Here is a 26,949-nt window from a genome sequence, read left to right as displayed (position 1 = left end):
GGAATTACAATACCTGCAAATGTCGTCAGGGCCAGATAGGTCGCAGATCAAGGGTGGTGAGACGCGTACCACGGTACTCGTAGAATTTATTGATCAGGTCCTCGGTGATCGCCTCCTTAAAGGGCTGATATACCGATGGCTCAGCCGCCTGAATTTGCTCTTTGAGGAGGTCCAGCACTTCGGGTGTCGGAAGCCGGTGCCTGCTGCTGATTATATCAGTTAACCGGCTGACCAGTTCGTCCAGCAAAGCGTACTGCCTGGCCTGCTCCGCTTCATCGTCAAAATCATCATCGGCTTCAAAGGGCTCTTCTTCCTCTTCTATAGCTGAAGCATTTTCCCTGGTTGTTGCCTGGGGACTTTCAGGAGTCAGATCATCATCGTCGAACAGGACAGAGCCCATAACACCATTGGTAACAGGGATAGAAAGATTCCTGCGGGATGGGGAAGGTTTGGCCGAAAACCTTTTGAAGATGTCTTTTCTGTAATAAATGAACAAAATAATTGCGTAGTAAACCGCAGCCGCAACAGCTGCAATGACAAAGAACTCCGACCAGGTGATTGTTGAAAACATTTTTCTAGTTTTTGGGGTGAAGAACAGATGCATTGAGTGCATCATTAACACCCCAAAAGTGGCATCGCAGAAAGCCTGAAACACTCAACCTGGGCACTGGTAGTGTTTTGTCCTGGAGGAAGTTTATTAGCATTTAAGAAGATAAGGCGAGAAGTAAAAACAGAAAAAGCGCCCTTTCGGAGCGCTTCTTATTTTATAAGCATCTTTAAACTAAAGGCACTAAGTTCCCATAAAGTATGAATTAAAGAGCCTACCGATCGACAGCCTTAGTTTTTATAATAGTGTTTTGATACGCCGCCCCTTTCAAGGGCAGACGAGCACCCTGATGTAGATTATAAAACAAAGGATAGTAGGGTGCAAAAGGCCAAAATGGTGCAGGGCAAGATTTTTCCTGAGCAAGGAGTTTTAAATGAGGTATTTGTCAGGGTTATGATCAGATGGATAAACATTTTTATAACTCAACCACAGCATATTTCATGATGCGATTATGTTCTAAATCAATATCGTAACTGTGTTGTTTATTCTGTAGCAGTAGTGCATAGCCATAGGTGTCCATATATCCCTTTAAAAGATCAGCTCTGATATAGGTGGCCTCATTCGTGATCAGATTTTGTTCATAATTGATAGTAATCAAACACTGCTGAAGATTTTCATCCAATATTAGGCCACTGGCAGGATCTGCATTCAATCCTAGATGTTTGCCCATCTTGGCGGTTGGAATATACATACTGAAGCCTTTGAACGACTTGCTATTAGACTCATTCAAATACTGTATCAATGTAGCCTCACCATTAAAGTTGATAAATTCATCAAACGAAAACTCACGTTCCTGGTTTAAATCTTCTCTTGTAAATATCGAATCTTCATGAAAAATATCACTAGGACGTACCATACGTTTCCTTACAATCTTTTCACCAGTCTTTACCTGATAATGCTCTATTTCATTCTCAACCTGATTATCGGCCCAATAGTATTCACCAAAATAAACACCACTGTTATATTCAGGTGATAAATGAAGATCGCCATCCCAATTAAATATTTGGGGACATACATGGTTTTTCAATCTATCAAAATCACCAATCTTTTGGATAAAACAGCTTTCGGTCATAATAAACGACCTGGTTTTATAATCATGACCAATACGCTGTCCAACCGTGCCTTTCAACATAACATATGAAATGCCATTAAAGTCACGTATCAAGTGCTGTTCGATCGTTTCAATTTTATGCTCCATTTGCCAGCCCTCGACACGTTCACCTGCAGGAATCAATTCATCGAAATAAAACCGTTCAGCTATAGTATACTGAAGATTAGGCATAGAAATGTCGATTTCTACGTCACCAAGACGATCATATCCACTTGCTGGATCACCAAATGTTCTATAAATATCAAGTTCCCCACGTTGGAGTAAATACCCGGCGTAATCATAGAAAGCCTTCCAGTTGTATTTCTTTCCTAGTTTATCCACCTTCCCTTCAAAGGACATCCTAATGCCATAGTAAAAATTCTTAAACTCCTCATTCCAAACTGGCACATTATCCCTGAGCTTAAAGCCCAATTCAAATACCCTTTGCAGTACATTGGCTATTGCTTCAGTTCTTGCCTTATATCCATTTTTGTGTATCAAACGCGGTATAGTGTAAATGGCAAAATCCATTCCCAAAGGTTCTGGACGGTCCATTTCTGTACTTTTTGCAACCTTACCCTTCACATCTTGCGACGGTACCGACCACCCGGGTAGGTTTCGTACGATATATCTGCTCACATATTCCAAGTCTTCTGCCGTTGCTTTCCATACACCCTTATACATCGCCAAATCCAGTAAATGCTTAATTGAATCAATGACTATGTAATCATATACGGCATGAGAGGCATCTGCTCTAAACTGAAGTTTGAAAAGCGTTTCAGCAATTACAGGTAAATGCTCCTGAACGAATACCTGATCGTGCTGCTTAATCAAGGTAACACCATAAAGCGCATGTATGGCTCTCTGGTAGACATAACTATCCTTTAAGGTAGCAACGGATTGCGCCACCTCCAGCAGTTGAAGTGGCAACCTCTTACCATATTCAATCAGATAGGCCGTTGCCAGGTCACGTAATTCCCTTATTGTAGTTGCCGTCAGCAATGTGACCAAAACTACAACAACCGATTCGGGTTCTTCTTGAACTTCGCTGTTTTTTAATCTATTTAATGATTCCTCAATTAGGTCAAAAAAAGTTTCAGCATTTTCATAGATATAAAATGTCCAGTTTGCATCCGAATCCCAAGCATTAAACTGAGACAGAAAGCGAACTATGAACTTAATATTATAAGGATGATCAGGAACAAGCCATCGATTTATGCTTATCTGCATTACATATGGCCAAATTTGTAAACTCAAAGGATTAGCTAACAGCTGTTCTGGCACCTGTGGCTGGTTTCCATTGTAGCCATTATACAAATACCACCATCCTTCTTGATACGCTGTCTTCTCCGTAATGGCTGTAATTATTTCGGGCCGGTAAATAACAAGGAATTTCATTATATCCAGTCGCAACTGATGCCGTAAAGCCGGATCGTTGCCATTAATCATTTCTGTGAACTCTTGTGAAACAATCAACTGTGCAGCATTTGGGTAGGCCTCTATCAGATAAGTAGCTAGCAAGTATCCCCCAATTAACTGTTGTGTATGTTTTACAATTTCCTGTCTCGGGGCGCTTCTCTCCTTGATGAATACCAGGTTGCCTTCCAACATTGGCTGTGCAATAGATTCATGCTTAACAACCATAGCTCCGGCCTGATCAAAAGACCTTACAAATTCTCCTAATGGTAGAGTTGCTTCAATACTCTGCATAAACCTGCCTGAACAATTGTGCAATCCCTCATTTATGGATGTGTTCGCCATCAGGTTTCGTCGCCTTTGCACATCTCTTACTAGTTGCTCGACGTAACCTTCAAATATCTGCAAGTAAGTGCGTCCATCAAGGGTAATAGTTTGAAGTTCAGATCGATTTCCGTTTGTCATCTTACACAACAAATCCAACAAAAGGGGGATTTTAAATAACGTTAAGTCGGCAGTATCGAGGTTTGTGGCTTTAATTTTATAATAGTCGAAGTATCTATTGCACATCTGAAGGGTTTCCTCATTTTGAGTTACCCCATTCAATGTAGCAATTCTTTCGGGCCGAACATTCCAAATATCTTCAATGTAAGAGCTCCTGAGCGTGCAAATAAAATACAGGTATGGAAATTCCCCCAATAGGTTAATAAAATTCTGCAACTCCCTCTCCCAGATGGTGCTAAAACCTAGTGTTGACGTGGTTGTTTCATTCAGCGCATCGAAGATGATGAATAATCGCTTTCCTTTTTTACTTGCAAATTTGTTTAACCGTTTCAAAGTATCCAGCAAGGAATAGCCTTCCGGAATAAACAAACGATTATGCAAACGCTGAGCAAAATCTACTTCGTTCCCATCAAAAGACCTAGCGTTTAGGAATATTGTACAATCACCCTGCTTGTCAATTTCTTGAATCAGGTACCCTATGGTATGTGTTTTACCAGTGCCAGCAATACCCGCGATAATTTTATAATTCCTGTTTTTAATAAAATCGTTCAGCCATAAGTTGGCCTTGTTCAATGAGGACTGCACTCGCTCATAAGCACTGACAAACTCATTGAGCATAAAATGATTAGACACAGGCCCCTTGTCAAAGATGTCCTTATAGCTAAATTTATTAGGTAGTGGTTTTGCCTTGCCAAAGGTTATGAGTTTTAGGGCATCTATATGTTCGAGTACGACATACCCATTAGCTGAAAGCTTTTTACTGGTACGTTCCAATTGCTGATAAATGCTATCCAGATCATCAGAAAGTGACTTCCCGTTTGCAATAACTGGATGGTTAGGGTTTACAATAGTTAAACCATCCGAAGCAATAATCGCATTAAACAACTCAAATTCCTCTTTGTATTTATGTAATTCCTGTCGCGCTTGTTCAATACAACGAAGACCTCTGTTTACCCAGTCACGGAAGGCCACAATGTCTTGAAGGTTCTCACGTTCAAATTGATGGTTCTGATGCAGTTCAGGAATAAATTTCGCACGCATTTCTGGACCGTAATACATGCGACGCAATGCATCTAGCCAGGGCTGGTTTACGCGAAAAAACACTCGTTGAACCTTGAGGTACAGATTTATATTGGAATCACTAACATTATTAAAACGTATTCTCACTTTTGATCATATTTTATCTCTGTATCTTCTTGATTTGTCACATTCAGGTCACCAGCGCCGGTATGGGTAATATCATACTTGCCTCTAGTTAGGTTATTAAAATTTGCATTTCTGGTGAAATCGGTAATGAGGCTTATTAGTGAAAGCAACTGAGTTACGATGACAATTAATGGTTCGTAAAGATTTTCTCTACTAATCCAGCGAGATGCAAGGATTAGGATAACCACGTTACCAGCAATAACGATATATTTTAAAAGTTTCTTTTTCATTGTTTTGGTTTGTTTGGATGATTAATATTTTACTATAAGGAGCTAAACTTTAAAAATAACGATTTCTACTAATAGTGTAAAGTCGACATTATTCGACCAAAAGTAGTGCAGGACGGTAACTGACAATGTTACTCCTAATCTTTTTAACCTGTTCTACTGTGAACATTCTCCTGCAACCTGAATAATCCATAAAATTATTATAATTGGAAGGCTGACCAGGTATGCAAGATTTATCCGTCGCCTTACCATAAGGTGGTGGACAATCATCACAATCACCGTTTGTCTGCGTTGCTTCTTTTTGAGGTGGGGTATCGCTAATTCCGTCACCGTCAGAGCAACTGTATCGATCCCCCTTTCCACCACCACTACCGTGAAGATGTAACAAGCCGAACCAATGACCGACTTCATGTGTAAGCAACCGGTATCCTTTGCCAATCCATTCAAAGCCGAGATATACGGCGTCTCTATCTTCCAACTCCCATGGAGTGGCACTAGGCGCAAAACTTCCACCAATATTCCCGATATAGACATTCAGATATTTTTTGTGGTTGATGATTTTGCTTCGTTTGTACAAACGACTTGTATTATTGGAGGTTTTCAATCTTAGAATTCCCTTTCTACCACCTGCTTGGAGCAAGGTATCAGCGAGATAAAACTCAATTCGCGGATTTCCTATAATCCCCTTAAACACGCCGAGCACTTCAGTCGTATCAGCGTTAGCCAACATAAAATCCTGGCTCAAGTTCTTCAGCTCGGCAAGTATCAAGTCTTCAGAAATGTTCTCTGAGGTGTTCGCTCCCTGATAACCGCTGTGCGCCCTATCAGAATAAATGATATGAAAGATAGCTGGTACTCTGACTACCTGTTCCGGCTGAAGAACTTGTGACCAGGCACAGTTGACCATACCCAAAAAGGCCACAATATTAATGAGCGTTTTCATAGCAAGCGTTTGGTTTAGAAAACAATATTGCAATAATTAGTCAAATTTGCAATACTGGGCTATTAAAATACTATCTGCCCTAGCCGTTCCCCTCGGGCCTGGCTATTCGTTTTAATTCCTCGCCCCAACCTATGGTTGGAGCTGTGGGATTTCCACTACTATCCCCTTCGCCTAAGAACGACTGTTATAATGAAATGTCTCGTGTTGATTACGAGACATTTTTATTGCTTAGGACGAGAAAGACAAATACTTAATTATACAACTCTTAATAAGCTACTATGCATGGGCAAAATCAGCTCGTTGACCACTTCAACATGCTGATACCAAACGATGCCACAACATGGACACTGTTACAGTATTCCTGCGTTATAAAAAATAAATCTAGCTCTTGCAATCATGCTTTTCCCAGTAAGCAAAAAATGGCCATCACCTAAATACGGTACCGATTACAAACGCTTCCCTGCTATTTGTTACTCCGCAAGATTTTCCGTCGTTGCCTACGGGCACCTACCTGCCCCGGTCTGTGGTTTGTAACCCTGGCCGGTACTCCTTTCAAACAAACAGCAAAAATACGATCCAGTACGCTTTCAAACCCCACAATGACCGGGGGCCTAGTAGTCGAGTTCCCGCAGTGGCAACAACCGGGCAAATTAGCTCCCTGAACAGCAAATAGCTAAGTAAGCGCCCGACATCGGAGACAGCGGATTGGTTGACTAGGCCTCTGAAACACCTTAATGGACTGGAACACCAGGTAAGTAAATACGATCCTAGTTGGACGGCCTTGCGGTCGTCCCTTCTTTTTCCTTTCGTACCTAGCATTTTGTACTTTGTAGCATCAAACACTATAAAATGTGGGAAGAACAAGATAACTCCAAAAACAATAGAGTTTCTGGGAAAATGCTATCAATGTTAGTTATCGATTTGCATACGCGATATAATAAAAATCACCGCTTATTGTGCCGCTCGTCGGCTTCCCTCATCCCCGCATGGTACCGGCTGATCAACAGGTTCAGATACGCAGCGTCATCCTTTTGCGAGTACATTTCCTGGCGAGACCGGTGTACATTGCTTAAATCCGTATTGAAAATAATCTCGAAAATTCTGGACAAGGCCTTAACCGTAATATTTCCGTGGTTGATGCTTTTACTATATACCAGCGCGTAGGTTAGCTGGTGCAAGTAAATTTTCTTGTCGGTCCATTCAGCGGTTATACCATCGGGAAGCACACCGCTACTCTCTGCGCGGTGAAGGCGGCGATCTAGGTATTCGTTTAGCTTCTCGTAGGCGATAAAGCGGGCAAACTTTAAAGTCATTGGAGTGATATGTTGAAGATCAGAGAGTAGTTCTGTTTCTTCGATATTAGTGGGAGGCGGTGTTGGGTTAGACAAGAAAAATTCCCGGTCAAAAGATTCGTCGCCGGTTATAAAATACCGGTAAGCCTGCAGATTCTGCTCTACATAGAGCCGAATTACTTTTTGCTCTTTCTTATATTGTTTGGTCCTTAAGCGCTCAGAAGGAAATGCGGAGGCCTCCAACTGGAAAACACGATGAAAGAAAATAAGGTACGCGTGAAACAGCGGGCTGATTGTCTTGTAATATTCAATCTCATCGGCTTCGCTGCCAAAGCTGGCAGGTTGCAGTTCCTTCAATCTGACTAGATACTCCTGGGCCGTATAAAATGCAACATTGGACCGCTGTATAACCTTATCAGAAAGATCAACGGCTGAGAGTTTGCTTTCAAGTTCACCACGAAGGTCTAAAAGTTGATAGATCGTATTGTCTTTCATAAAGAAAACTCCTTATACCAAGCCCAATACGCAAGTCGTGGCTGCAAAATAGAAAATTTTGCTACAGCTGTGCGGGTTACCGGGCCATGGAAATTAATTTCTGTTATATCTACCAATGCTGGTAGATGTCCTCATACACCGCTAAAATATTACCTGGGCAGAGCGAAGTCAATGTGTATTTGACTGAAAATTTTATCGGTTAATAGCGCATGGACAAACAAACAGGGCTGAAAGAACACATCCTTTGCCAAGTATTTTAGCAAAAATTCAGTCGTTCGACGGATTGTCTGATGATTACATAGCGTGTAATTTTAACTGTATTATATGAATAAATACATTTTTATGAAACCTCTACTCATGTTATTATTACCCTTAATGGCCACCTGTGGAATTTCATGTAGCAAATCATCCGGAGCCCCGATCCCGGACAGCAACGTTAACTTTATCCCGAAGGAGCAAGCCAACCAAATGATCAATAGCTATCTCCGCGCTGTCGGATATCCTGGTAAGGATGACGAAGTCCGTTCCTGGTTGCTGGACGCCGCAGCAATAAGAGAATATTTATCTGATACATCGATCGTCAAATTCAAGGTTTTCCTGGGTCACACGATGGACTGGATCAATGCCGGCAATGGAGGTGTTAGACCCGGGCCGGGCGAGTTTCCTAACACATTGATACTTGTCGGGGTCAATAGACAAGGGAAGTATCAATTGGTAAGAGGCAAGGTAATGGATAATGCAGCGCCTTGTCCTCAGTTGTGTATGGATGCCGCACTGGAATCTCACATCGAATAATCAAAAACATGTTGCTCCGTATTATTATCCTGGTGGTGCTGGTATTCAGCTTTACCTGTTGCTTGTGGCGGCTCGGGGGCCGTTCAACGCCGCTTCGGCTGATCGTGGTTTGGGTAGGTTTAACGTTGCTCAGCGAAATATCTGCCTTCTACCTGGCAGCGGTCTATCGGAATAATCTGGCGGTCTTCCATATTTTCGCGCCCCTGTTATTCCTGAATACAGTAATGTACTTTACAAGTATTTCACCTGTCATTAAAAATAAGCGGATCGGGCTGTCACTTGGTATTATCGGCCTTACAGCGTCCGTCATCAACAGCATTTACCTTCAGCCTATCCATACCTTCAATTCAAACTTTTTGCTTTTTGGAGGTCTTTGTATCTGCACCATGGGGTTCATAGTGCTTGCCGAGTATGCAAAGAATTTTGATAGTCCTGCTCCCGCGCATAACCCGCATTTCTGGATAACTGTTATATTACTCTTTCAACAAGTTGGCGCCTATTTTATTTATATCCTGATCCGGTTTTTGGAACTAAACCATGCCAACCCGAGTAATATCACTACAGCCTACTACATGCTTTGGATGGTCGGAGTGATCAGCTATTTTTCAATCGGTATTGTATTTGTTTGTTTTCCTGTTAAAAAAACGATTTATGAGTGACGCCAGCCAGGTTGTAGTACTTTTTGTGTATGGGTCTCTGTTTGTAGTACTGATTATAATAGTCATCGTACTACTTGTGTTTTTAACCCGGCATAAAGCACGCAATTATGAATTAAGGCTACAGGAAGTGCAACAACAATTTGAACAGGAAACAATGAAGACGAAGCTCGAGCTGCAGGAAGAGGTCCTGACCAAAGTATCCGGAGAAATACATGATCATATCGGACAGGTACTTGCAGGAGTTGCGCTGGCACTCCAATCTCTGGAAGCAGAAAAGCTGACAGAGCGTGGAACACGTATCGTGGATGGGTCCGTACAACGCGTTATTGCCGCAACAGAAGAGCTACGTAACCTGAGCCATCTGATGAGCGGCACGAAGGTTGAGGGTCTGGGACTAATTGAAGCGCTGAGACGAGAGCTTGAGTTTTTGTCGCTGACTAAAAAGTTACAGGTAAAATACCATCACTGCGACCGGCAAGCTTTCCCGGCCATCAGCCGTTCGGCCATCATTCTTCTGTTCCGCATTGCCCAGGAAGCCATCAAAAATGTGATCAATCATGCATCGGCCGGCTTGCTGGAAGTTACAATCGACTACCTGCGAGATATGAACACCCTGGTAATGACCGTTAGCGACGATGGTAAAGGCCTTCCGCAGGCATACCGCGAAGGAATGGGGCTTAGCAGCATGAAACAGCGGGCCAGCTTACTTCACGCCCAACTAGACATCGGCAATAGTTCGCTTGGCGGTACCCTGGTAACAATAAAACTTAAAACAGATTATAATGCAAACAAAAACAATCATCGCCATCGCGGATGATCATGATCTTTTCAGAGAGGGCATTAAACTGGTACTGGATAACACCCCCGATTTTCACCTGGCCTACGAAGTTAGCAACGGCCGGGAGCTTATGGCCTTATTGGATGAGCTCTCGGGCACGCCTTCTTTTCCGGGTATCGTACTGTTGGATATTAACATGCCGGAATTAAACGGATACGAAACCATGCAATTACTTGGCCAGCATTACCCCGACCTGCCGGTGCTTGTACTAACGATGCATACTGTAGACTATAGCGTTTTAAGTATGTTAAGGCTGGGAGCGCGAGGTTTTCTACCCAAAAGTTCGAAAAAAGAAACGTTCCTGGAAGCCTTGGCTAACCTGATGGCAGGAGATTACCATATACCGCGAGAATTGTCGAAACTCTTTATTACAAGTCAAGGCAGACAGGTAGCAGGCCTTACCGCAAGAGAAATCGAATTCCTCGGTTATTGCCACCAGGACATTTCTTATAAAGAAATTGCAGAGAAAATGATTTGCAGCGAGCGCACCGTTCATTCGTATCGGGACAAATTGCTTTTAAAGCTGAACCGCAAATCAAGGAATGGCCTGACTGCCTACGCTTATGACATTGGTATTATTACAGGTTAGCGACCGTTATGCAGATTTATGTTCATCCTTTTCTTCTAGTCCCCCCTCCCGCTGAAGCCTGCATTTTATCCTCAAGCAGCAGGCGTGATTTGACCGGGTCGGCTTCTATTTCCGCAACGAGTGTTCTTACCAGGTTGGTGATATCATTTTTTACGATGATGAAATGATCGGCAATCTCCTGCTCTGTTACCTTATTAGGGTTGGGGATATCAACAAATCTTTCCGACTCCAACTTTAAGGCCTGGTGATCATTCTGAATCTGAGCGTGAAAGATCTTTTGCTCAATAGGTTGATCTGGATTATCGGCCACGATACCCACAAATTCGCCAGGTGATAAAGTAGCAATAGTGGAAGCGGGAATAGCGCTGTCCAGTTGGGTTGATTTGCTTACAGAGGTGTCCTGCCGGTTGATACTAATGCTGTCACGCTGCTGTACAATTTTACCAAAACGCTCAGACAATTCTTTAGCCGTAGCACCAAAGCTTTGACCGGCAATAATATTACCGCAAAGGTTCATAAGCACATCCGCCTGCTCCTTTCCATAGTCTTTTACTAATTGCTGATAGGTTTGAACGCACAGTATATTGGAAATTAGATAGCTTCTGCAAACTGCTATAAAATTATCCAGGCCATTTAGAAAAATACTCGGCAGCTCATCTATAATAATACTGCATTTATTCTGCCCTTTTTTTAGGATGACTCTTATTAATCGGAAAACATAAAGCGAAAGCACCGCTCCATAGGTCATCACTTTCTCCGGGTTATTGGCAGCACACACGATCTTTGGCGCTGCAGGGTCATTGATGTTCAGCGAAAAGTCATTGCCTGTTAAGACATAATAAATGGAAGGCGAAGACAGGCGCGCCAGTGCGATCTTAGCAGATGCTACCTGTCCTTCCAACTGCTCCATTGCGCGGTTCTTAAAGGCACTGATGAAAGGATTGATCAATGCTTCAATATCCTCATCTGTAGCTAAAATAGGAAACAGGTCCCGGTAGTCCGCCTGCATCAGCTCGATGGCATGAGGCAATGTACAGTATTTGCCATCCTGGTATTTTTTTAAAAACCAGATGACTGCCGTTAGCAGGTTGATAGGCGATTCCACGAAAAATTCGCCTTGTTTCTTGATCCAGTCACGATTTAGTCCCAGTAGTATTGTCCGCGAAGCTTCAGTGGCATCTGTTATATCTCTCATTGCTTGAGGCTCCAGCGGATTGCAGCGGTGCATTGGCGTATCGAAATTGATCACATAAAACTTAGGAGGTACCTTGTAATAGCCTTGGTATTTTAAAAGGTAATTGTAGGCGATCCGGGACAGGTCATCGTATTTAAAATCGTAGAGGAACATAGAGAATCCTTTGCGGATTTGCTGTTCAATGACACTACGAACGACATAATAACTTTTGCCTGCTCCAGGGCTGCCTAACACAAGGCAGCTTCTAAAGGGCGCGACATTAATCCAGCTATTTCTAAGCTTTCCACCATAACGGTAACGTGCCGGGAAGTTCAGTGAGTATTGATCTTCCAGCAGTCGCTCCTCCTGGGGAAAGGTTTCATTTTCTTTATTGAAAATGTCTTTACGCAGTTTGGTTTTCAGCAAACGAGAGAGATAAGTCCCTCCTGAAATCATCATCAGATAGCCTATTGAGGTGGTAATCATGTAACCCGCTGCTACCAGGTTTGTACCGCCCGGAACAAAAAGAAACAGATTAGCCAGGAAATAGAGCGCCAGTCCGCAACCACAATAGGCAAGCGCGGCCTTCAGGTTGACCGTTCCATCTTTTTTGCCTTTAACTCCAAAAAGGAATATGATCAGCAGGACCAGAGAAGAGCTTTTAGCCAGCATCACCGATTGAAAAAAAGGGAGCCGCCTGATATTTCCAACCAGCCGGTCGGTGATCGAAGCCGTCAGTTCCCAGGTGTTAAAAGCCGGGTAGCAAATAATATAAAAGTGAATAAGGAGCACCGCAATGCTCAATAACCGGGTGAAATCAATCACCGATCTTAGTCCTTGTTCGTTTTCGCCTGTCATTGCTCAATTTTTTTAAGTGAAAAAATTGAGAGGGTCGGTATAACAGCGAATCAAACCGGGCATCAACTGTAACGCCGATGATGCAAGCTCAGCGTTTCCGCTTGCGCTTAGGGCGTTTGCTTACATAAAAAGCAATATCCTGTTGCTGGGCTTCCAGGAGGATTTTAATACTATTAAGGAAGGGAGCCGCAAGAAAAGCTCCCGGCAGGGTCAGCTTAGCTAATTCGTTGATTCCATTAATCAGGCCGGCCGTAAGATGAAGCCTGAAGTATTTTTCTATATGCTGTGGAACTGTTACATAGGAAAATTCAGGACTTTCTTTTGAGCCAACAGTGAAGGATTCTGCATCGGAGTTTCCGTGAAGCAAGCGAAGGCCTTGGTTGTAAAGCTGGCCGATAGTAGCAGCGATTCCCAGATCAAAATCTATTTTTTCAAATGCTTTTTCAGACAGGACTTTATTTTTTTGGATTTCGCTACGGAGCTCTTTATCATCTGTTGTGAGACGTGCCAGCAGCTGAGCAGCACTGTAATTTTTTCCCAGATCACTACCATTGAATACGGACATGGAGCGGTGATCGACAAAAGTGACGCCATAAATACGTTCCGGGTTTCGCCTGAATACTACATCAATGTTATCTGCCTTTAGTGCAGCTACCAGCTTGTCCGCATCCTTTACCTCTGTAACAGCTTTATCGATAGCGTTCTTTAACGGCGTCTTAAAACGCCAACGCTGCTCGGCATTCTTTACAAATTTTTCCTCAAGACTGGGAAGCGTTGGTTTACTGTAGATAGCACTGGCTTTAATGGGAACACCCACCTTATTACCTTTCGCATCAGTAATAAAGTAGCAAAGTCCCTTTGCGGCAAACATTTTACTGTCAGGCTCGCCCCTGTCCGCAACCACGTTAAAACTTCGAAGTACCGCGTTTAACTCAGCTAGCGTTGTAAAATTATATTCTCTTACTACTGTCCTTACAATATTAGAAATCGCTTTCTTGGTTCCGCTTTTGCCGTATGATGCGGCTTCCAGGTCAGCAGGTTTTAAATAAGGGCTGTCCTTTTCCCGCCCTTCCGAGGGGACCAATCCAAACCGTTGTTCTATCTCCTTTCTAATCGGCTCTGACTTTTCCTTGCCGATATTATGAAGCGAAATGCGCTGACCATCTGATTGAATATTGGTGGTCACAATGTGCATGTGTGGGTGACCTGCATCTGTATGTCGGTATACCAGGAAGGGCTGCGCGCCTAGTCCGATTCCCTGCATATACCTTTCAGCAATCTGTGTCATTTTTTCGTCGGATAGCTTTTCGGCGGGCTCGAAATTCAGCGAGATATGAACGCAATTTGTTTTTGCGCGGCTATTGCCGGCGGCTAACCGCTCCAGCCGTAGCAGGCGCCCCTTAAAGGTCAAATGCTCCGGCGACGCCGTATATCCCTGTGCCCCGATAAGTGTAGCTAATCCCTTCCTTACCTTCTCCTCGTTATAATTAACGGCCCCTTTTATCGATTTTCCGGTGACAATACGGGCTACCATTTTGCATAAATTTTATCGATCACCTGCTGAATACAATCAATTTTTGACAGCAAATCTTTCTGAAGTTCTGTGCAGGTCTTCAACCAGAAATCTTTATTTGGAATATCTGACAGCTTGTGTATGCGTTTAACCACCTGGTTAAAATTGTTGGATATGATCATTAGTTGCCTGCGGTTTTCAACCAGCTCCTCTATGGTTTTACCTCTTGAGGGGTCTACAACAACCTGCCTGATGGCTTCGCCCAATAATACTGTTCGTGCATAATCACTCAAGGATCGGTTAAGCGTTTTTTGCTGTCTTCTGGCAATTTTTTGATGCTCATTTTTGGTAAGCCTTACCGTTAACCATTCGGTTCTCCGGTCGCTATCCGGGGCTTGGTCCTTACTCGTTTTCATTAGTCCATATGATTTAACTGACAGAATAACCGAGTTCCGAGCGTTATTGTAAAATCCTCTTGCGACTTCGGAGCAAAGGCAAGAGCCGTTTGTGCCACAAACGTACATCTTGCTCCTTTCAAGAGGAAGGTAAACGGCTTCGCCGGGCTTCGCTTTGCCGCCGGTATAAGGCCTGTAAACAGGCTATTCTGTCAGTATGATTAAAAGATATAGTTATTCGACTTTGGGTCAGCTGAATTTATTGGAGTCCTTTCAAAGCGTGCGCTAGAAGGGCCACAGACTCTCGAAGAACTTTTCCACGCTGGCGATGGCCGACAGTACCCTGGCCGTGTGTTCGGAGTGCCCGTCTTTTTTTGCTTTCATGTAAGCGCGGGCGTCAGCAGATACTGCTTCAATGCCGCCTTGAGTCACCTGTGTAGGAGACAGAAAGGGTACAAAGAAATGCAGATGGGTATTGATGGTGTGTAAATTAAACCATCGGTAGGCAGAGCTGCCCGCTACAGCAAGGGTTCCCAACACTCGCTCTTTTGCCTGTGCAGAAAGATCTTCATTAATGAATACTTTCTCTTTTAACGACTCAATATCTGCTATAAATTGTTCGTAGCCGATGCGATCAGCCTGTTTGATCATCTTGAACAGCTGCACAAAAAAGGGATATTCCGGCGCTTTGGGGTCCAGCATTTCCAGCGGATTGGCGGCCGTTTTATTAATGCTTACCAATAAACCAGGTGTCACTTTTTGTATTAGGGCCACGTCAACCGGGTAGTGTTTTGCATAGACGTGCATAATGATTTTGTGCGCCGGTTCGCTGTTACGAGTACGATTGTTAAGCGCGTACACCAGCGCCGAATCTAACATCATGTTGTGGTAAATACCGGTACTGTCGTAATCATTTTTTGTAAGTCTTCCTGCGCTATTAGGCATACTTACCAATGAATTTTGTTCGTCCTGAACTGGAGTGCTTTGTTTTTTCTGACAGCTAAGCATTGCGATTACGGCAACTGCCAGGAGCATTTTTGCTTTCATGTTGATTTGTTTATATGGTGATAAAATGTTTACGGTAATTATGGAAACGGGACGAATGGGTGGTTTTTATCAGAAGTCCGGCATATAATCGAAGGCTTCGTAGGCCCAACTGCTGGTAGCGGCGGCTTCAGTAATGGCTGTCGGAAGGTCGTTATCTGTAACGATTGTTTCTACCAGGGAAGTCATGTCCGTCATCGCTGCGCCTACAGCCCTTATCAACTTCCAGAAGAAGCCGCGGGATGCGGTACGGCCGTCAGCAGACATATTCAGCTCCTCATCATTCAACCAGTAATAAGTAGAATGCCGGGCAACGGAAGCGGCGGACAAAAGCAGCTGCTTTTCCTTTTCCGAGAAATTAGCATCCTTGAGAAAGCCGTCTTCCATCTTAACGAGCTGGGCCTTGAAAGTTGAAAATTCGCCGTTGTCTTTTACAGTTTTAATCTGCTTGTAAATTCCAACGATCGCATTTCTGGCGTCGTTGTTAATGGGCAGTCTTGACAAGTTACCCAGGTAACGACTGGCAGTATCAGAAATAACATGATAAACGGCTTTATCCAGCTGCTCAATGTTTGTATGTGTATTGGTGTGTCCCATTAGGAATACATTACGTCCCCTTACGGTATTCTCGCCACCATTTTCAAGATACTGCCTTACCATCGCTAGCAACCGATTGTGCTCTTTGCCTACAAAATCATAAGGATTTAAATGATTATCGGGAGATACGTTTTCCCGGGCAATCGCATGCCCGATTGGTTGAGGTTGAGTGGTAGCTTCATTTATTTTGTCTTTTTTGGAACAGCTTGCTATTCCAACCGATGCAACAAGAAGCAGCAATAATTTTAGTGTTTTCATCTTTTTATGATTTAAAATGTTTGAAAAAAGTTTGTCCCGTTTTGTCCCGTTTTGTCCCGTTTCCCATAATATTTTGTCCCGCTTTTTTTAAGCGTTTTGTTGACTATTAATGTCTTGTAGAAATTTTTTGTCCCATTTCTAAGCATTGTAGCGTTATGGGACAAACTTTGAATGTCTGTGTTACTGCTTGCTTTCATCGCTGCTTTTGTCTGCATCCAACCAGCGATGAACCGTTGATTTACTTTTGCCGAGTATTACCGCAATCTCCCGGAATGTCTTGCCCTGCTCCTGCAGCAGCCTTGCGATATCCTGCTGCTCATCTTTTTGCCGGATGGTCTTCAGACCTATATGCTCGGCTTCGTTCACATGCTCCTCCACCACTTCAAACCACATAGTATCGGGGTTTAACCGCAGCAGCTTGGCATCATCAGCTTCTTCAAAGTGGCGGGACTTTCCCCGCTTCAATAACCGAAGGTGTTTGCTCTGTCCACTTTTTCTTAAAAAGAAATCTCCATCTGAAAGATCAGTTTTAACGCCGCTGCCGGTTTGCAGATCGCTATCGCTCAAGAGTGATGAAGTATGTTTTCTAAAATGATCGGTTATAACAATAGCTGTCTTTGAGCTTTCGCACAACGCGAGTAAAGTGTACATCATCCTGGTGATCTCTTTATTATTATTGGTATCAGTATCGGTAAAGGCCATCCTGAGGTTATCGATAACGATAAGCACCGGCTTGATACGTTCGACGATCTGAAGTAGCGCAGGAAGATCTTCAGTCAAACTGTTCTTCGTAGTAAATGCTCTGGCTTTAAACCGTTGCTCCGGCAAAAAGGGGCAGGTATTTCTTAGTTCTAGTAATCTTCTGCGTATTGTTTTTTCAGACAGTTCATTGTTAATGTAAAGCGTATTACCGTGTAGGGTAATGGGCTCCCCCAGGAACGAAGGCAGCTCTGAAGCGACAGCCATACAAAGCTGTATACAGAAATAGGTCTTACCGACGCCTCTCGGTGAGGGGAAGTGTATAAGTGTTCCTTCAGGGATATAGTGTCCCAACACAAGCTTCATATCCTCCAGCAACTTCGCTTCCTCTGCCAGCTTTGCAAATGATTTAAGTGTCGGCTTAAAGTAAAAGGATACTTCGTCTGTTATTTTTTTTGTATTACCCATTGCCCCTCAATTGATAGCCCGAAGGAAGCTGAAGCCTTAACTTTAACTCTATGGTTTGTGGGCGCGAAGCCAATTGATACATCCATATCCATTTATTAGCGACCGTTTTCCAACTACGGATGGGCAGGCCTTTCTCCGTTTTCCATTTACCGCGTTGCTGGGATGCAAAAAATGCTTCCGCTGCTTTTCTAACCAGTCCCTTCTGATCGAAGAAGATAACGACTTCGTTAAGTGTCGGAGTACAACCGGAAGCTTTGCCTCTTGCGCTTTTGTTCGTTCCCATAGTTTTTAAGAATTTTTAGAGGTATGTGGCTGCGAAGCCAGCAATCGGGTGATTTCGCTGGAGTCATAATAAAGCACGCCACCAATCTTAGTGAAGGGAAGTGTTTTTTTCTTACGGAGAATCTGTAATGTGCTAGTCGAAATGTTGAGTAGCTTTTTAACTTCATGACTTTTAAGCCAACGTTTGACCGGCTGTCCGTGAAACTCTTTGAGAAGTAATCTGATGTCAGAGAGAAGCTGCTGACGGAAATCGTAAAGATCCCCGAGTGTAATGAGCCTGGTAGAAAGAAGCTCATTACCTTCCCGGCCCTGGTGATAAACTGCTGAAGACATATAGAAATGTTTTCAGCAAAACTGGCTTCGCGTGGCGCCGGTAACACTCAACCTGGGCACTGGTAGTGTGACAATTCCACGACATCGTAGAACTCGTTAGCGGTCTGCTTATAACGTTAAACGGCAGTTGTCATACAAGCCGATTAGTTATTCAATGATTATTAAATTAAACTATAACTTGAATGCCCGATGTCACTATTTATCTGGTATCAAAAAAATCACTATTTTGATGAGTAAAATTGATTATGGGGTCATATTCCGAGTTATATATTAGCGGCTATCCCACGTTTCCCATTAAAAACTCTTACAATCTTCAGATTGTAAACCATCTGTTTCAACCGGAGGATTATATTTCAGAGAGGCGTAAGTATAAAACAAAAAATAGATTGACCTGGGGAGACAGCTATGTTAATAGCAGGGGCACTTTCATTTTTAAAGGATTTAGGCAAACGGTTGGTGTTTGTAAAAGTCGATTGGCGATATTTGGGATGAACATAAGGGCCGCTAGGACAAACTTCATGGATGCTAGGAAGATAGCGGGAGAAAACCAGTATTATAATCAGGAGTATGACTTTTCCATTTCAAAGGTTTCGTTTAAAGATTACTACTTAGAACTTAAATCGATAATTAACAATAAGGCAATTGACTACACCGGCGACAGAAATAGCCTGCAGACTGCTCTGATAACAGATGGACTTTATGTAGCAGGGCAATCTATTCCTGCTGCACTATATTCTATATTAAGCTGCGTCAATGACGATGCCATTGTCGAGTATGACCTTTCCGACGTGATTGACGGAGGGTGGGTCAAGCCCAAAGTCGCTGATAATATCACATCAGAAAAAATAATAATTCTAACAGAGGGCAAAACCGACGCTATATTTATCAAAAAATCTTTGCAACTTCTTTATCCGCATCTTTTTCCTTATTATCATTTTATGGATTTCGAGGGCTATAGAGTTGAAGGGGGAGCATCAATCCTCGTGAAAACGTTAAAGGTCTTTGCTGCATCTAATGTCAAGCATCCAATAATTGCGCTTTTTGATAACGACACAGCAGGTATTGCAGAAATGAAAAAAATACCCGCCAAGCTGCCAAATAACATTAAAGCTCTAAAAATGCCAGACATAAACCTTGCAAAAAAATACCCAACAATAGGTCCCGAAGGAAGCAAACAGATGAATGTTAACGGACTGGCATGCAGTATAGAACTTTATTTAGGGAAAGAAATACTTTCTAAGAATGGCTACTTGTCAAAGATAAAATTGATCAGTTTTGATAACTCACACGGAACATACCAGGGAGTTCTCGAAAACAAAGGAGAAGTTCAAAAGATTTTCACTAAAAGAATGAAACGTCAAGAATATTGGGAAATGCCTGAAATGAAAAAACTCCTAGAGCATATTTTTAGAGCATTTGATAAATAATACGTTATTGTAAAACGACAATATGGCTTTTGCAGATACACCACAGATAGATAGGTATTCAATCAATAGCAATAGATCAGAGCTTGCTCTTGAAGCAGCACTCAATCAATCTTCAGGCTTCATATGTCGAAAAGATATTCCTGACAAAGGCTGTGACTATGACATTGAACTGATCACGGATGGCACTAATGCATCGAACTGGAGGTTTGGCCTTCAGCTAAAAAGTGTTGAAAAACTTACGTTAGTTGCAAACAACGAGTATGTTTCTTATTCTTTTGAAACTTCCCGCCTCGGTTATTTAATGAGAAGGCCCTTGGGAGCAGGGGCAATTGCTCTATACTCGATGGTCAGCGACGTGATATATTTTGATTACGTAGACAATATTTATAATCGTCTCATGGAAGAAAGGGATTCGACAGACTGGATGCAAAATGATAGCGTAAACATTAGGATACCAATATCAAGCATTTTAGATACCCATGGTATTTCAGAACTCCACAGAACATTTTCAAACCGGTTTCTCCGTGGCTCGGTGCTACTTGCCTCTCATGGCGACAAGTATGGCCTACCTACTACCAACATAACAGGTGAAGTCAAATACGACTGGAACAACTTAGAAGACATCAAAAAGATGTTGCGGGAGTACGGTCTACTTCTGTTAAACAGTTACGATCTTACAATCGTCTATGATTTAATTTCTCAAGTTTCGCACAAGGAAATTTGTGCCGATCCCGAACTGTTAAAAATTGCCGCTATCACCTATTGCGAAGTTGGCATGTACGCAGAGGCGTCGCTTTACAATAAAAGATTTACCAAATCAGGAGCAGATTTGCTTTCCGATAGTTTGACAATGGAATATGTCGCATTAAAGATCGATCTCGGATTGGGTAAAATCACGTGGGCGGAATTTTCTGATAGTGCAAAGCTTGTTGTTTTAAGGGATACCAGCGAGCAAAATGCAATTACTGTCGAAATAAATCTTATTTTTTCGGAGTTGGCCGAATTAAAGATTAATGACGACGCGTCATCAGATCTATTAGAACGAATCAACTCGGTTTTTGAGCGGATTGACAAAAGTGAGTCTATCAAAGGTTCTGTGAAGGTGATGCTCAAGATATGGAATGCGGAGAACTACGGCATATTCGTTGATAGAATAAGCTACAACGAAATCACCAATTTCAAGCTCCAAGAAACGCTTGGCGTTACGGCCCCAAAAGAAGATAGAATTGAATACGTGCAAAGAGCTATCAATAGAAGCAGTAATTTTTTAGCGATAATCTCGAAATTAAACGAAGAGGTTGAAAAAGAGAAATCGAAGTTGGGCGGAGCCTACTTAAGGGCCTTGCTAAGTCGAAATTTTTTATCGAAGGAGTTAGAAAATATAGCATTGAATATCACCAAGTCCGAAGATAGCCACCGAAGCTTAATTCACAATCGTATCTCACTCGCCTTAGATGCTCACGATAGATTTGTTTTACTTAATCACTACAGAGAGGCATATACTTCACTCTGTGATGCTCTAGAGTTGATAAAGGTATCGAGGAAGTATTATCGATACGAGGACTCATTTGAAGAGTCAAAAGGTCTTGAAATAAAAGAAAAAATGGAGCAAGAGTTTGGCTTTCCGCCTTACAAAATGGTAATAGAAAATTTGTTGGAGAAAGTAAAAAACAGTGCAGAGTCCGACAATCATGCTGAAGACTATAAATCGCTTGCGAATTTTACAGACGAACAGTTGGAATGGTTTGCCAAACGTCTTCAAAATGCAATGCAATTAGCCCCATCATGTCTTGTCAACGTTCTGGCGGAACTCAAGGCCTATAGAATTTTTGCAAAACGCTGTACAAATTCAAACATAGAGTTATTACAGTTAAATGAAACCGGCTATCTCGAGCCGGTTCGATTTGTACTTAGAACTAAAGACACTAATATCCAAAGTGTCGAAAGTCAAGATGTTGAATATTTACTTCAACAATGGGGTATGTGACAAAACCGGTTACCTTGAGAAAGCACTACTATTATTTGGCTTGGTCAATATGTTCCTAGGACTAGTCTAGTATACTGCAGCTAACTAATTTTGTAATTCGTTGCCTTTTAAGGCATGCCATTGTCTGGTGTTATTGAACGAAATATTGTCAGGATTAAGAGTTTCTGAAATAATTTGATCGTCTATTCCGAGTTGTCGCAATGCAAAAGCTATTTTGAATAGCTTTTCTTCCACAAAAGGCTGATCACTTTCAGGCAATGGATGAGTCATGTACTTCTTCAGTATCCACACTAGCAATTCGGAATGATTCGCGAAGGAAGGCAAATTTTTCTCATCAGTTATCCAGGCCGAGACATAAGATAAACAAGCTTCCAAAGAAGGACCTACCTGGAGCAACAACTTATTTAATATCAGGGCAACTGCTTGTTGCTCAAAAACCTCAAATTCCAATCGTTCCGAAAGTTCGGCAAGAGCCCAGATTACAGACGTGCTTTCTGAACTGCTAAGTCCTTCCCTAAAATCTGAAAATCCGGTGTGGGCAGCATAGAGTAGTTCTACACTAGTTAGAGTCATGGTATAATCGGAATGAACTTCTAAATCACCTTTGTAAAAGCGCAGAAATCTAATCATATCATGTACAATGCTTGTAAAATCTACGATTGAGTTTCCTTTTGAGGGACTCACTCTTTGAACCTCCGAAAGAGCTCCTTTTAATTTTTCATAAATCTGCCTCAAATCCTCTTTGCTAAAGGTCAATCCATGTTTAGGATTGTTTCTCAACGAAAATTCCATGATAGGCAACACTTGTTGTCCACCATGAATTTTTCTACCTTCTATGCCCGTTGCCCATAGTTCAGTGTGATTTAAAACTGCCGATCGAATTTTGTCCATGATACATGGATCATTTTCAGAAAAGAAAAGGGCAACTCGAAGAGACCTACTGTTACTTAGCTTTTCAAAATCCAGATCTTGCAAATGAAGATAAATATTATTAAGTTGAGCTTCGGACAACAAAAAGAAAATATTACCTAGTGTAAAAAGTGCGCTTTCGGGATCATTACCAAGATTATCTATTATGTGATCTATCTCGTGCTTAGCTGCTTCTGGAACTTGATCTATTTTCTTACTTTTCAGAATCCTGTTTGAATTGAGATGATATAGATATGATATGACTGAGTCAGGATTACTCTGAAGCTTAGCTAGTATATCAATTATAATTCTAAAAGCAATTTCACCTTTCTCAATAAATTTGAGACCTGCGTTGATATAGGATTCACAAACTGTGTTGTACTCTTCAAAGGCCTCTCCATTAGCAACCAAAGTAGTCCAAGTAGCTGCAAAGTCATCTTGCCATTGAGACGGAGGGACTGAGGCAAACAGTTCTGTTAGGAATACCATCGCCGACTTAGGCCGGCTTTTGAAAGCGTTAAAAGTAACCTTGACAATAGCGTTACGATGCTCTTTTATTTTAACTGACCAAGCAAAATCTTGCGCCGTTCGTTTTTGAATATTTTCATTCCGATATTGCATCGCATAGTATAGGAAAGGAAAAGGAAATTGTTCGAAGCCCGCTTTGAAAAACTTGTACCAAGTTTCTCTTTGGACGGTAGAAAGAATCCCAATTTGCAGAGGAAATCCAAAATTTATTATTAATGATAGAAACTGGAATGGGGGAAGTTTCCGGAATGGATTCATGTTTGCATAACTGTCAGAAGTAGAAAACCGACCACGTCCATAGGGATGTGTATCTTTCTTTTCTCTTCCAAACGAGTCTACCAACAGGTCGATCAGTTCAAAGAAGGACGTATACCCGGCCTTTTTATATTGCTCTATTCTATTGCGTAATCTGTCTTCGCTAGACCAGCTGTTACTAAACTTGATCAAACGTAGCAGTTCAAGGGAAAAAATTCGCTGTTGTTCAGTGATTAAATTGGAAGCTATTTGAACTTCTAATAACTCAACTGCGCCTTCTACGTTAAACTGGGATAAAAAACCAGCCTTTACATGCGTTTGCTCTATAGGTGGATGCCATAAATTCAGAGACCTTTCCAATCCGTCATAGTCCAATGTGAAAGCGCAGCGTAAAATGCTACATAACATGCTGCTGGGATCGTCAGAAAAGGGTTTTCTCAGAATACTATCAAACTCCTGAAGGCGTGTAGCATCTTCTTTTAAAGTATCTATTGCTACAAGTTCACTTACAATTTCTGGTTCTACAACACTACCGATGGGAATATAGAGTTTGCCAACCAAGTGTGTGAATAGCTTAAACAAATTATTACGACTATCTACATTCAGTCCGGAAAGAAATTTATTATTTATAAGAGTTAGAAAACGGTACTGACCGTATGCACTGTCCTGTGACAAATTCGGAACGGTAATTTTTGACGCAATTGCTGCAATTTGTGCTGCGCTCTCCGAAATCTTCTGATCTTTAAACTTAAATCCATCACTGTCCAACTTTGCTACGTCGTCCCAAAGATGCTGCCATTGTTCTTCGAAAACTGATTCTCGCGGTTTTATAGGTATTGAGATTGAGTCATGTCCTGCCAAAAAATCAAACAAAAGTTTAAGTGCAGAGCCATAACGATTCACTTTGTCTATTATTTGGCCAGTTTCTTTTTCTAGGAAACTAATTACTTCAGGTGATAGTAGCGAGACCTTTCCGATTCTATGATTTTCATAGTATAGCTGTCGGTCATCATTTTTTATGTCGCCATCGCTCATTTCGACGAGATAAATCTTATAATCAGGCTGTTGGTCAAAAAGTGACCCTGATCGGTAAAGTAAATCTCTTACCCAACTGATCCAGGCAGTGAAATTTGGATCAACACCCGAAAAGCCAATTAGGCAAAAAGATTCCTGCAACAACGCAATTCGCATAAGCTGGGTGAAAGCTTCATGTTTATATGGATAATGTTCATAATGCTCTGCAGAAATTATATATTGTTTCCGAGGATCGTTATCAAAGCCGAACTGGTAGCGACTACGTTCCTCTATCGTGCGCAAAGATCCATGGAGCTTTATTATATTCTTATTTTTTTTAAGACTCAATTCCGCGCCACGAGTTACCAAGGTATAACAACTATCAGCTTGAATTTCATTAACTGCGTACTGCTGTTGCTTATTATGTATTTCTGTTTTATCCTGCCTTATTTTATTCTGCAACTCTTTTAGGTCGTTGGATAACTGCTCTCTTTGTTTAAAAAAGTCCTCCGAAGGACCAGTTCCTTCAACCAGAGCGCCGCTGCTGTCCTGTTGATTTAAAACCGTGTCTAAATCATTTAACCTCTTGTTGATCTCCTGTTCCTTTTTTGTAAATTGCTCCAGAGATTGCATAAGATCATGAATTCTATCTGCTAATGCTACATTCTCCTGCATCAACTTTGTGTGCAAATTGGTGTCGACACTTGCTTCTAAAAGAGGGTCATAATTTGTAGTAAAGACATTATTCCAAGGAAAAGAAAGCAAGGTTCTGTGGAGGTTGAGCATATCGTCCGACAATAATATCCGCGTGTCATCGTCATTGATTAAATAATATAGCCCATCGTTCCCTTTTTCAATGGGAGTACGTTTTTCAATATAAGTGACAATTGCTTCTTCATACCCTTTCCTAGAAATATATTCTGAAACGACCTTTAAGTATCCCACCTTTTCAATCATCTTTTGCGTTTGTAGCCGAAGAGCTTGGGCACGTTCGCCCTCTGGCAAATCTTTCTTAAGTCTGCTTTCTATTTCATCCTCATACAGTTCATAGACCAGATCCTGCAACAATTGTATCCAATCCGGAAACTTTGCACTTACATTTTTGCTAAATCCTGCGCCTACTAAGAGAGACATTTTCCTGTTAGCAAGCTTATTTCTGAGCGCCTGTAAATTTTCAATTTGACCCATGTCTGGCTTTGATTTAATTTTTGAAAGATAGCAAACTAACTATTGATATTGTATAATTTAGATCAATCTAATTTAACGTTAGTTAGATGCCAACCAATCTGTGTTCTGTATTTTGATATTTTGAAATAATATTGCACGACGTTATTCAATAATGAAAATAAATTTGTTAGAGCAATGGAAAAGTGATCTGATCTATCGATCTTCCCCACTTCATATAACCCCAGGGTTCGTGAAGCGCGAAACGATTGAAAGGATATATTCCGTTTTGACAGAAACATTTGGCACAAAATTCTTTAACATCCAGCAGATCGGAGTATCGCTTACTAGTAAAAACTGGCTGCACCAGTTGCTCGCTAATAAAGAAAAAATTGGAAGTATAGTTTTGCTGGCCGACTACGCCGATCTTATATTATATGCTAAGTCGTTAGCGCCGCAATACTATAACCAATTAAAAGAGTTACGCCAAAACCCAGACAGCTTAAGAAGTTATTTCTTCGAATTGTATACCTTTCGCTTGTTGGACAACAATAATATTTCCAACGAGAAAAAAATAATTGAAGGAAATCAGGAACGAGAGGGTGTTTGTGCGATCGGAGGAATTGAGTACCTTTTCGAGTGCCGGAAAATCTATATTCCTAACATTCAAGTACTAGATGTAAAAAAGGATCTGTTAGCATTCTTGCTTCAAAGATTTTCAAAAATGAAGGCCGGTCTAGGATTCATCCTATCGATTAAATTTAAAACTAAGCCGGACAATTCTCTTAAATATAAGTTTATGCAGAGAATTGACGTTTTTTACAACGGACTAAACAGTAAATCGTTTAGTTCTATAAACTACCTAGACGAAGATGAATTCGGCTATTTGAGGGTTATAGATTACAGCGTAGAGTCTTTGCTTGAAATCAAAACAGACGAAAACTATGATATTTTATTCTACGTTATTCCGCCGAGCGTGACAACTCCAGGAGTAAAAGGTTTTTATAGAGCTAGCGGAAATGTGACATTTTCGGTTAGCTCGTCGACCTTAATAGAGAGTTTATTCACAAAGATCGCCGAGAAAAGAAAGCAAACTCAAAACAGTTCATTTAAGAGAAAGATATTCTTTTTTGATAACGAAATTTTCGAAGAAACCAGGATGGGAATGTTTCAAAATTTGTACGAAGAAGAAAAAGACATCATCCAAACTCGCATTAACGAAAGTAAATTCAACGACATCCTCTGTATAGTTTCAAGGCATTATAAAGACAATTTGATTCAAACTGAGTTTCATATATTCTGCAAGGAAGAGGACGCGTATGTAAGAGAGGAATTGGCAAGATTAAAAATCTGATCAACAAAAAGTACTTCATTAAATGTAAA

The 26,949-nt window shown here is 41.6% G+C and carries 21 protein-coding genes; 7 read left to right on the top strand and 14 right to left on the bottom strand.

The window, feature by feature from the left end; genetic code table 11:
* Window positions 1-25 precede the first annotated feature (25 nt).
* The 5 genes from ACLOAU_RS02305 to ACLOAU_RS02285 form a co-directional block, all read right to left on the bottom strand.
* Entirely contained in the window at window positions 26-571 is a 546-nt protein-coding gene (locus ACLOAU_RS02305) for a hypothetical protein (RefSeq protein ID WP_427860209.1), read from the bottom strand.
* Between the two features lie 451 nt (window positions 572-1,022).
* Window positions 1,023-4,721: an NACHT domain-containing protein gene (locus tag ACLOAU_RS02300; RefSeq protein WP_427860208.1), complete on the bottom strand. Its 3,699-nt coding sequence runs from the start codon at window positions 4,719-4,721 to the stop codon at window positions 1,023-1,025.
* A gap of 59 nt (window positions 4,722-4,780) precedes the next feature.
* Entirely contained in the window at window positions 4,781-5,053 is a 273-nt protein-coding gene (locus ACLOAU_RS02295; RefSeq protein WP_427860207.1) for a hypothetical protein, read from the bottom strand.
* A gap of 88 nt (window positions 5,054-5,141) precedes the next feature.
* Entirely contained in the window at window positions 5,142-5,993 is an 852-nt protein-coding gene (locus ACLOAU_RS02290; protein ID WP_427860206.1) for a M43 family zinc metalloprotease, read from the bottom strand.
* Between the two features lie 944 nt (window positions 5,994-6,937).
* Window positions 6,938-7,780 (bottom strand): RteC domain-containing protein, encoded by an 843-nt coding sequence (locus ACLOAU_RS02285; protein ID WP_427860205.1) that lies wholly within the window; start codon window positions 7,778-7,780, stop codon window positions 6,938-6,940.
* A 342-nt stretch (window positions 7,781-8,122) separates the two neighbouring features.
* Here ACLOAU_RS02285 and ACLOAU_RS02280 point away from each other — a divergent pair, with 342 nt between their 5' ends.
* The 4 genes from ACLOAU_RS02280 to ACLOAU_RS02265 are packed head-to-tail and all read left to right on the top strand — an operon-like array spanning window position 8,123 to window position 10,661.
* Complete coding sequence (locus tag ACLOAU_RS02280) at window positions 8,123-8,575, top strand: hypothetical protein (protein ID WP_427860204.1); 453 nt, start codon at window positions 8,123-8,125, stop codon at window positions 8,573-8,575.
* Window positions 8,576-8,583: 8 nt separating this feature from the next.
* Complete coding sequence (locus ACLOAU_RS02275) at window positions 8,584-9,234, top strand: hypothetical protein (protein WP_427860203.1); 651 nt, start codon at window positions 8,584-8,586, stop codon at window positions 9,232-9,234.
* Window positions 9,227-10,051, top strand: coding sequence for a sensor histidine kinase (locus tag ACLOAU_RS02270; protein ID WP_427860202.1), 825 nt, complete (start codon window positions 9,227-9,229; stop codon window positions 10,049-10,051). The genes ACLOAU_RS02275 and ACLOAU_RS02270 overlap by 8 nt, the downstream gene beginning before the upstream one ends.
* Window positions 10,017-10,661 carry a response regulator gene (locus ACLOAU_RS02265; protein WP_427860201.1) on the top strand — a complete coding sequence of 215 codons (645 nt, stop codon included), beginning with the start codon at window positions 10,017-10,019 and terminating at the stop codon, window positions 10,659-10,661. Before ACLOAU_RS02270 ends, ACLOAU_RS02265 begins: the two co-directional genes overlap by 35 nt.
* Window positions 10,662-10,683: 22 nt before the next feature.
* Here ACLOAU_RS02265 and mobC read toward each other — a convergent pair whose 3' ends face one another.
* From mobC to ACLOAU_RS02225, 8 genes are all read right to left on the bottom strand, one after another.
* Window positions 10,684-12,693: a conjugal transfer protein MobC gene (mobC, locus tag ACLOAU_RS02260; RefSeq protein ID WP_427860200.1), complete on the bottom strand. Its 2,010-nt coding sequence runs from the start codon at window positions 12,691-12,693 to the stop codon at window positions 10,684-10,686.
* 88 nt (window positions 12,694-12,781) lie between these two features.
* Entirely contained in the window at window positions 12,782-14,227 is a 1,446-nt protein-coding gene (locus ACLOAU_RS02255) for a relaxase/mobilization nuclease domain-containing protein (protein WP_427860199.1), read from the bottom strand.
* Window positions 14,221-14,622 (bottom strand): plasmid mobilization protein, encoded by a 402-nt coding sequence (locus ACLOAU_RS02250; protein WP_427860198.1) that lies wholly within the window; start codon window positions 14,620-14,622, stop codon window positions 14,221-14,223. The genes ACLOAU_RS02255 and ACLOAU_RS02250 overlap by 7 nt, the downstream gene beginning before the upstream one ends.
* Window positions 14,623-14,886: 264 nt before the next feature.
* Complete coding sequence (locus ACLOAU_RS02245; RefSeq protein ID WP_427860197.1) at window positions 14,887-15,648, bottom strand: hypothetical protein; 762 nt, start codon at window positions 15,646-15,648, stop codon at window positions 14,887-14,889.
* A 69-nt stretch (window positions 15,649-15,717) separates the two neighbouring features.
* Window positions 15,718-16,500, bottom strand: coding sequence for a hypothetical protein (locus ACLOAU_RS02240; protein ID WP_427860195.1), 783 nt, complete (start codon window positions 16,498-16,500; stop codon window positions 15,718-15,720).
* A gap of 180 nt (window positions 16,501-16,680) precedes the next feature.
* The gene (locus ACLOAU_RS02235; RefSeq protein WP_427860193.1) at window positions 16,681-17,667 is read right to left on the bottom strand and encodes an AAA family ATPase; all 987 of its coding nucleotides are present in this window, start codon (window positions 17,665-17,667) and stop codon (window positions 16,681-16,683) included.
* Window positions 17,660-17,950 carry a hypothetical protein gene (locus ACLOAU_RS02230; RefSeq protein WP_427860192.1) on the bottom strand — a complete coding sequence of 97 codons (291 nt, stop codon included), beginning with the start codon at window positions 17,948-17,950 and terminating at the stop codon, window positions 17,660-17,662. Before ACLOAU_RS02230 ends, ACLOAU_RS02235 begins: the two co-directional genes overlap by 8 nt.
* A gap of 5 nt (window positions 17,951-17,955) precedes the next feature.
* Window positions 17,956-18,282: a helix-turn-helix domain-containing protein gene (locus tag ACLOAU_RS02225; RefSeq protein ID WP_427860191.1), complete on the bottom strand. Its 327-nt coding sequence runs from the start codon at window positions 18,280-18,282 to the stop codon at window positions 17,956-17,958.
* 245 nt (window positions 18,283-18,527) lie between these two features.
* On the opposite strand from ACLOAU_RS02225, the gene ACLOAU_RS02220 reads away from it, so the two are divergent.
* Window positions 18,528-19,709 (top strand): HEPN/Toprim-associated domain-containing protein, encoded by a 1,182-nt coding sequence (locus ACLOAU_RS02220; RefSeq protein WP_427860190.1) that lies wholly within the window; start codon window positions 18,528-18,530, stop codon window positions 19,707-19,709.
* Between the two features lie 22 nt (window positions 19,710-19,731).
* The gene (locus ACLOAU_RS02215) at window positions 19,732-21,696 is read left to right on the top strand and encodes a DUF4365 domain-containing protein (RefSeq protein ID WP_427860189.1); all 1,965 of its coding nucleotides are present in this window, start codon (window positions 19,732-19,734) and stop codon (window positions 21,694-21,696) included.
* Between the two features lie 84 nt (window positions 21,697-21,780).
* Here ACLOAU_RS02215 and ACLOAU_RS02210 read toward each other — a convergent pair whose 3' ends face one another.
* Window positions 21,781-25,590 (bottom strand): SIR2 family protein, encoded by a 3,810-nt coding sequence (locus tag ACLOAU_RS02210; protein ID WP_427860188.1) that lies wholly within the window; start codon window positions 25,588-25,590, stop codon window positions 21,781-21,783.
* A 229-nt stretch (window positions 25,591-25,819) separates the two neighbouring features.
* Between ACLOAU_RS02210 and ACLOAU_RS02205 the strand changes: the two genes are divergently transcribed.
* Window positions 25,820-26,920: a hypothetical protein gene (locus ACLOAU_RS02205; RefSeq protein WP_427860187.1), complete on the top strand. Its 1,101-nt coding sequence runs from the start codon at window positions 25,820-25,822 to the stop codon at window positions 26,918-26,920.
* The last annotated feature ends 29 nt before the right edge of the window (window positions 26,921-26,949 follow it).

The sequence above is a fragment of the Paraniabella aurantiaca genome (assembly GCF_050309965.1).
Lineage (GTDB): Bacteria > Bacteroidota > Bacteroidia > Chitinophagales > Chitinophagaceae > Niabella.
Note: the sequence above shows the minus strand (reverse complement) of the source record. Positions and strands in the feature narration are given on the sequence as shown.

Coding starts and splice junctions, on each gene's coding strand:
- ACLOAU_RS02265 (WP_427860201.1), top strand. CDS start 10,017: ATGCAAACAAAAACAATCATCGCCATCGCGGATGATCATGATCTTTTC.
- mobC (WP_427860200.1), bottom strand. CDS start 12,693: ATGACAGGCGAAAACGAACAAGGACTAAGATCGGTGATTGATTTCACC.
- ACLOAU_RS02285 (WP_427860205.1), bottom strand. CDS start 7,780: ATGAAAGACAATACGATCTATCAACTTTTAGACCTTCGTGGTGAACTT.
- ACLOAU_RS02235 (WP_427860193.1), bottom strand. CDS start 17,667: ATGGGTAATACAAAAAAAATAACAGACGAAGTATCCTTTTACTTTAAG.
- ACLOAU_RS02305 (WP_427860209.1), bottom strand. CDS start 571: ATGTTTTCAACAATCACCTGGTCGGAGTTCTTTGTCATTGCAGCTGTT.
- ACLOAU_RS02230 (WP_427860192.1), bottom strand. CDS start 17,950: ATGGGAACGAACAAAAGCGCAAGAGGCAAAGCTTCCGGTTGTACTCCG.
- ACLOAU_RS02210 (WP_427860188.1), bottom strand. CDS start 25,590: ATGGGTCAAATTGAAAATTTACAGGCGCTCAGAAATAAGCTTGCTAAC.
- ACLOAU_RS02270 (WP_427860202.1), top strand. CDS start 9,227: ATGAGTGACGCCAGCCAGGTTGTAGTACTTTTTGTGTATGGGTCTCTG.
- ACLOAU_RS02250 (WP_427860198.1), bottom strand. CDS start 14,622: ATGAAAACGAGTAAGGACCAAGCCCCGGATAGCGACCGGAGAACCGAA.
- ACLOAU_RS02215 (WP_427860189.1), top strand. CDS start 19,732: ATGGCTTTTGCAGATACACCACAGATAGATAGGTATTCAATCAATAGC.
- ACLOAU_RS02255 (WP_427860199.1), bottom strand. CDS start 14,227: ATGGTAGCCCGTATTGTCACCGGAAAATCGATAAAAGGGGCCGTTAAT.
- ACLOAU_RS02290 (WP_427860206.1), bottom strand. CDS start 5,993: ATGAAAACGCTCATTAATATTGTGGCCTTTTTGGGTATGGTCAACTGT.
- ACLOAU_RS02220 (WP_427860190.1), top strand. CDS start 18,528: ATGGGGTCATATTCCGAGTTATATATTAGCGGCTATCCCACGTTTCCC.
- ACLOAU_RS02295 (WP_427860207.1), bottom strand. CDS start 5,053: ATGAAAAAGAAACTTTTAAAATATATCGTTATTGCTGGTAACGTGGTT.
- ACLOAU_RS02225 (WP_427860191.1), bottom strand. CDS start 18,282: ATGTCTTCAGCAGTTTATCACCAGGGCCGGGAAGGTAATGAGCTTCTT.
- ACLOAU_RS02275 (WP_427860203.1), top strand. CDS start 8,584: ATGTTGCTCCGTATTATTATCCTGGTGGTGCTGGTATTCAGCTTTACC.
- ACLOAU_RS02245 (WP_427860197.1), bottom strand. CDS start 15,648: ATGAAAGCAAAAATGCTCCTGGCAGTTGCCGTAATCGCAATGCTTAGC.
- ACLOAU_RS02280 (WP_427860204.1), top strand. CDS start 8,123: ATGAAACCTCTACTCATGTTATTATTACCCTTAATGGCCACCTGTGGA.
- ACLOAU_RS02240 (WP_427860195.1), bottom strand. CDS start 16,500: ATGAAAACACTAAAATTATTGCTGCTTCTTGTTGCATCGGTTGGAATA.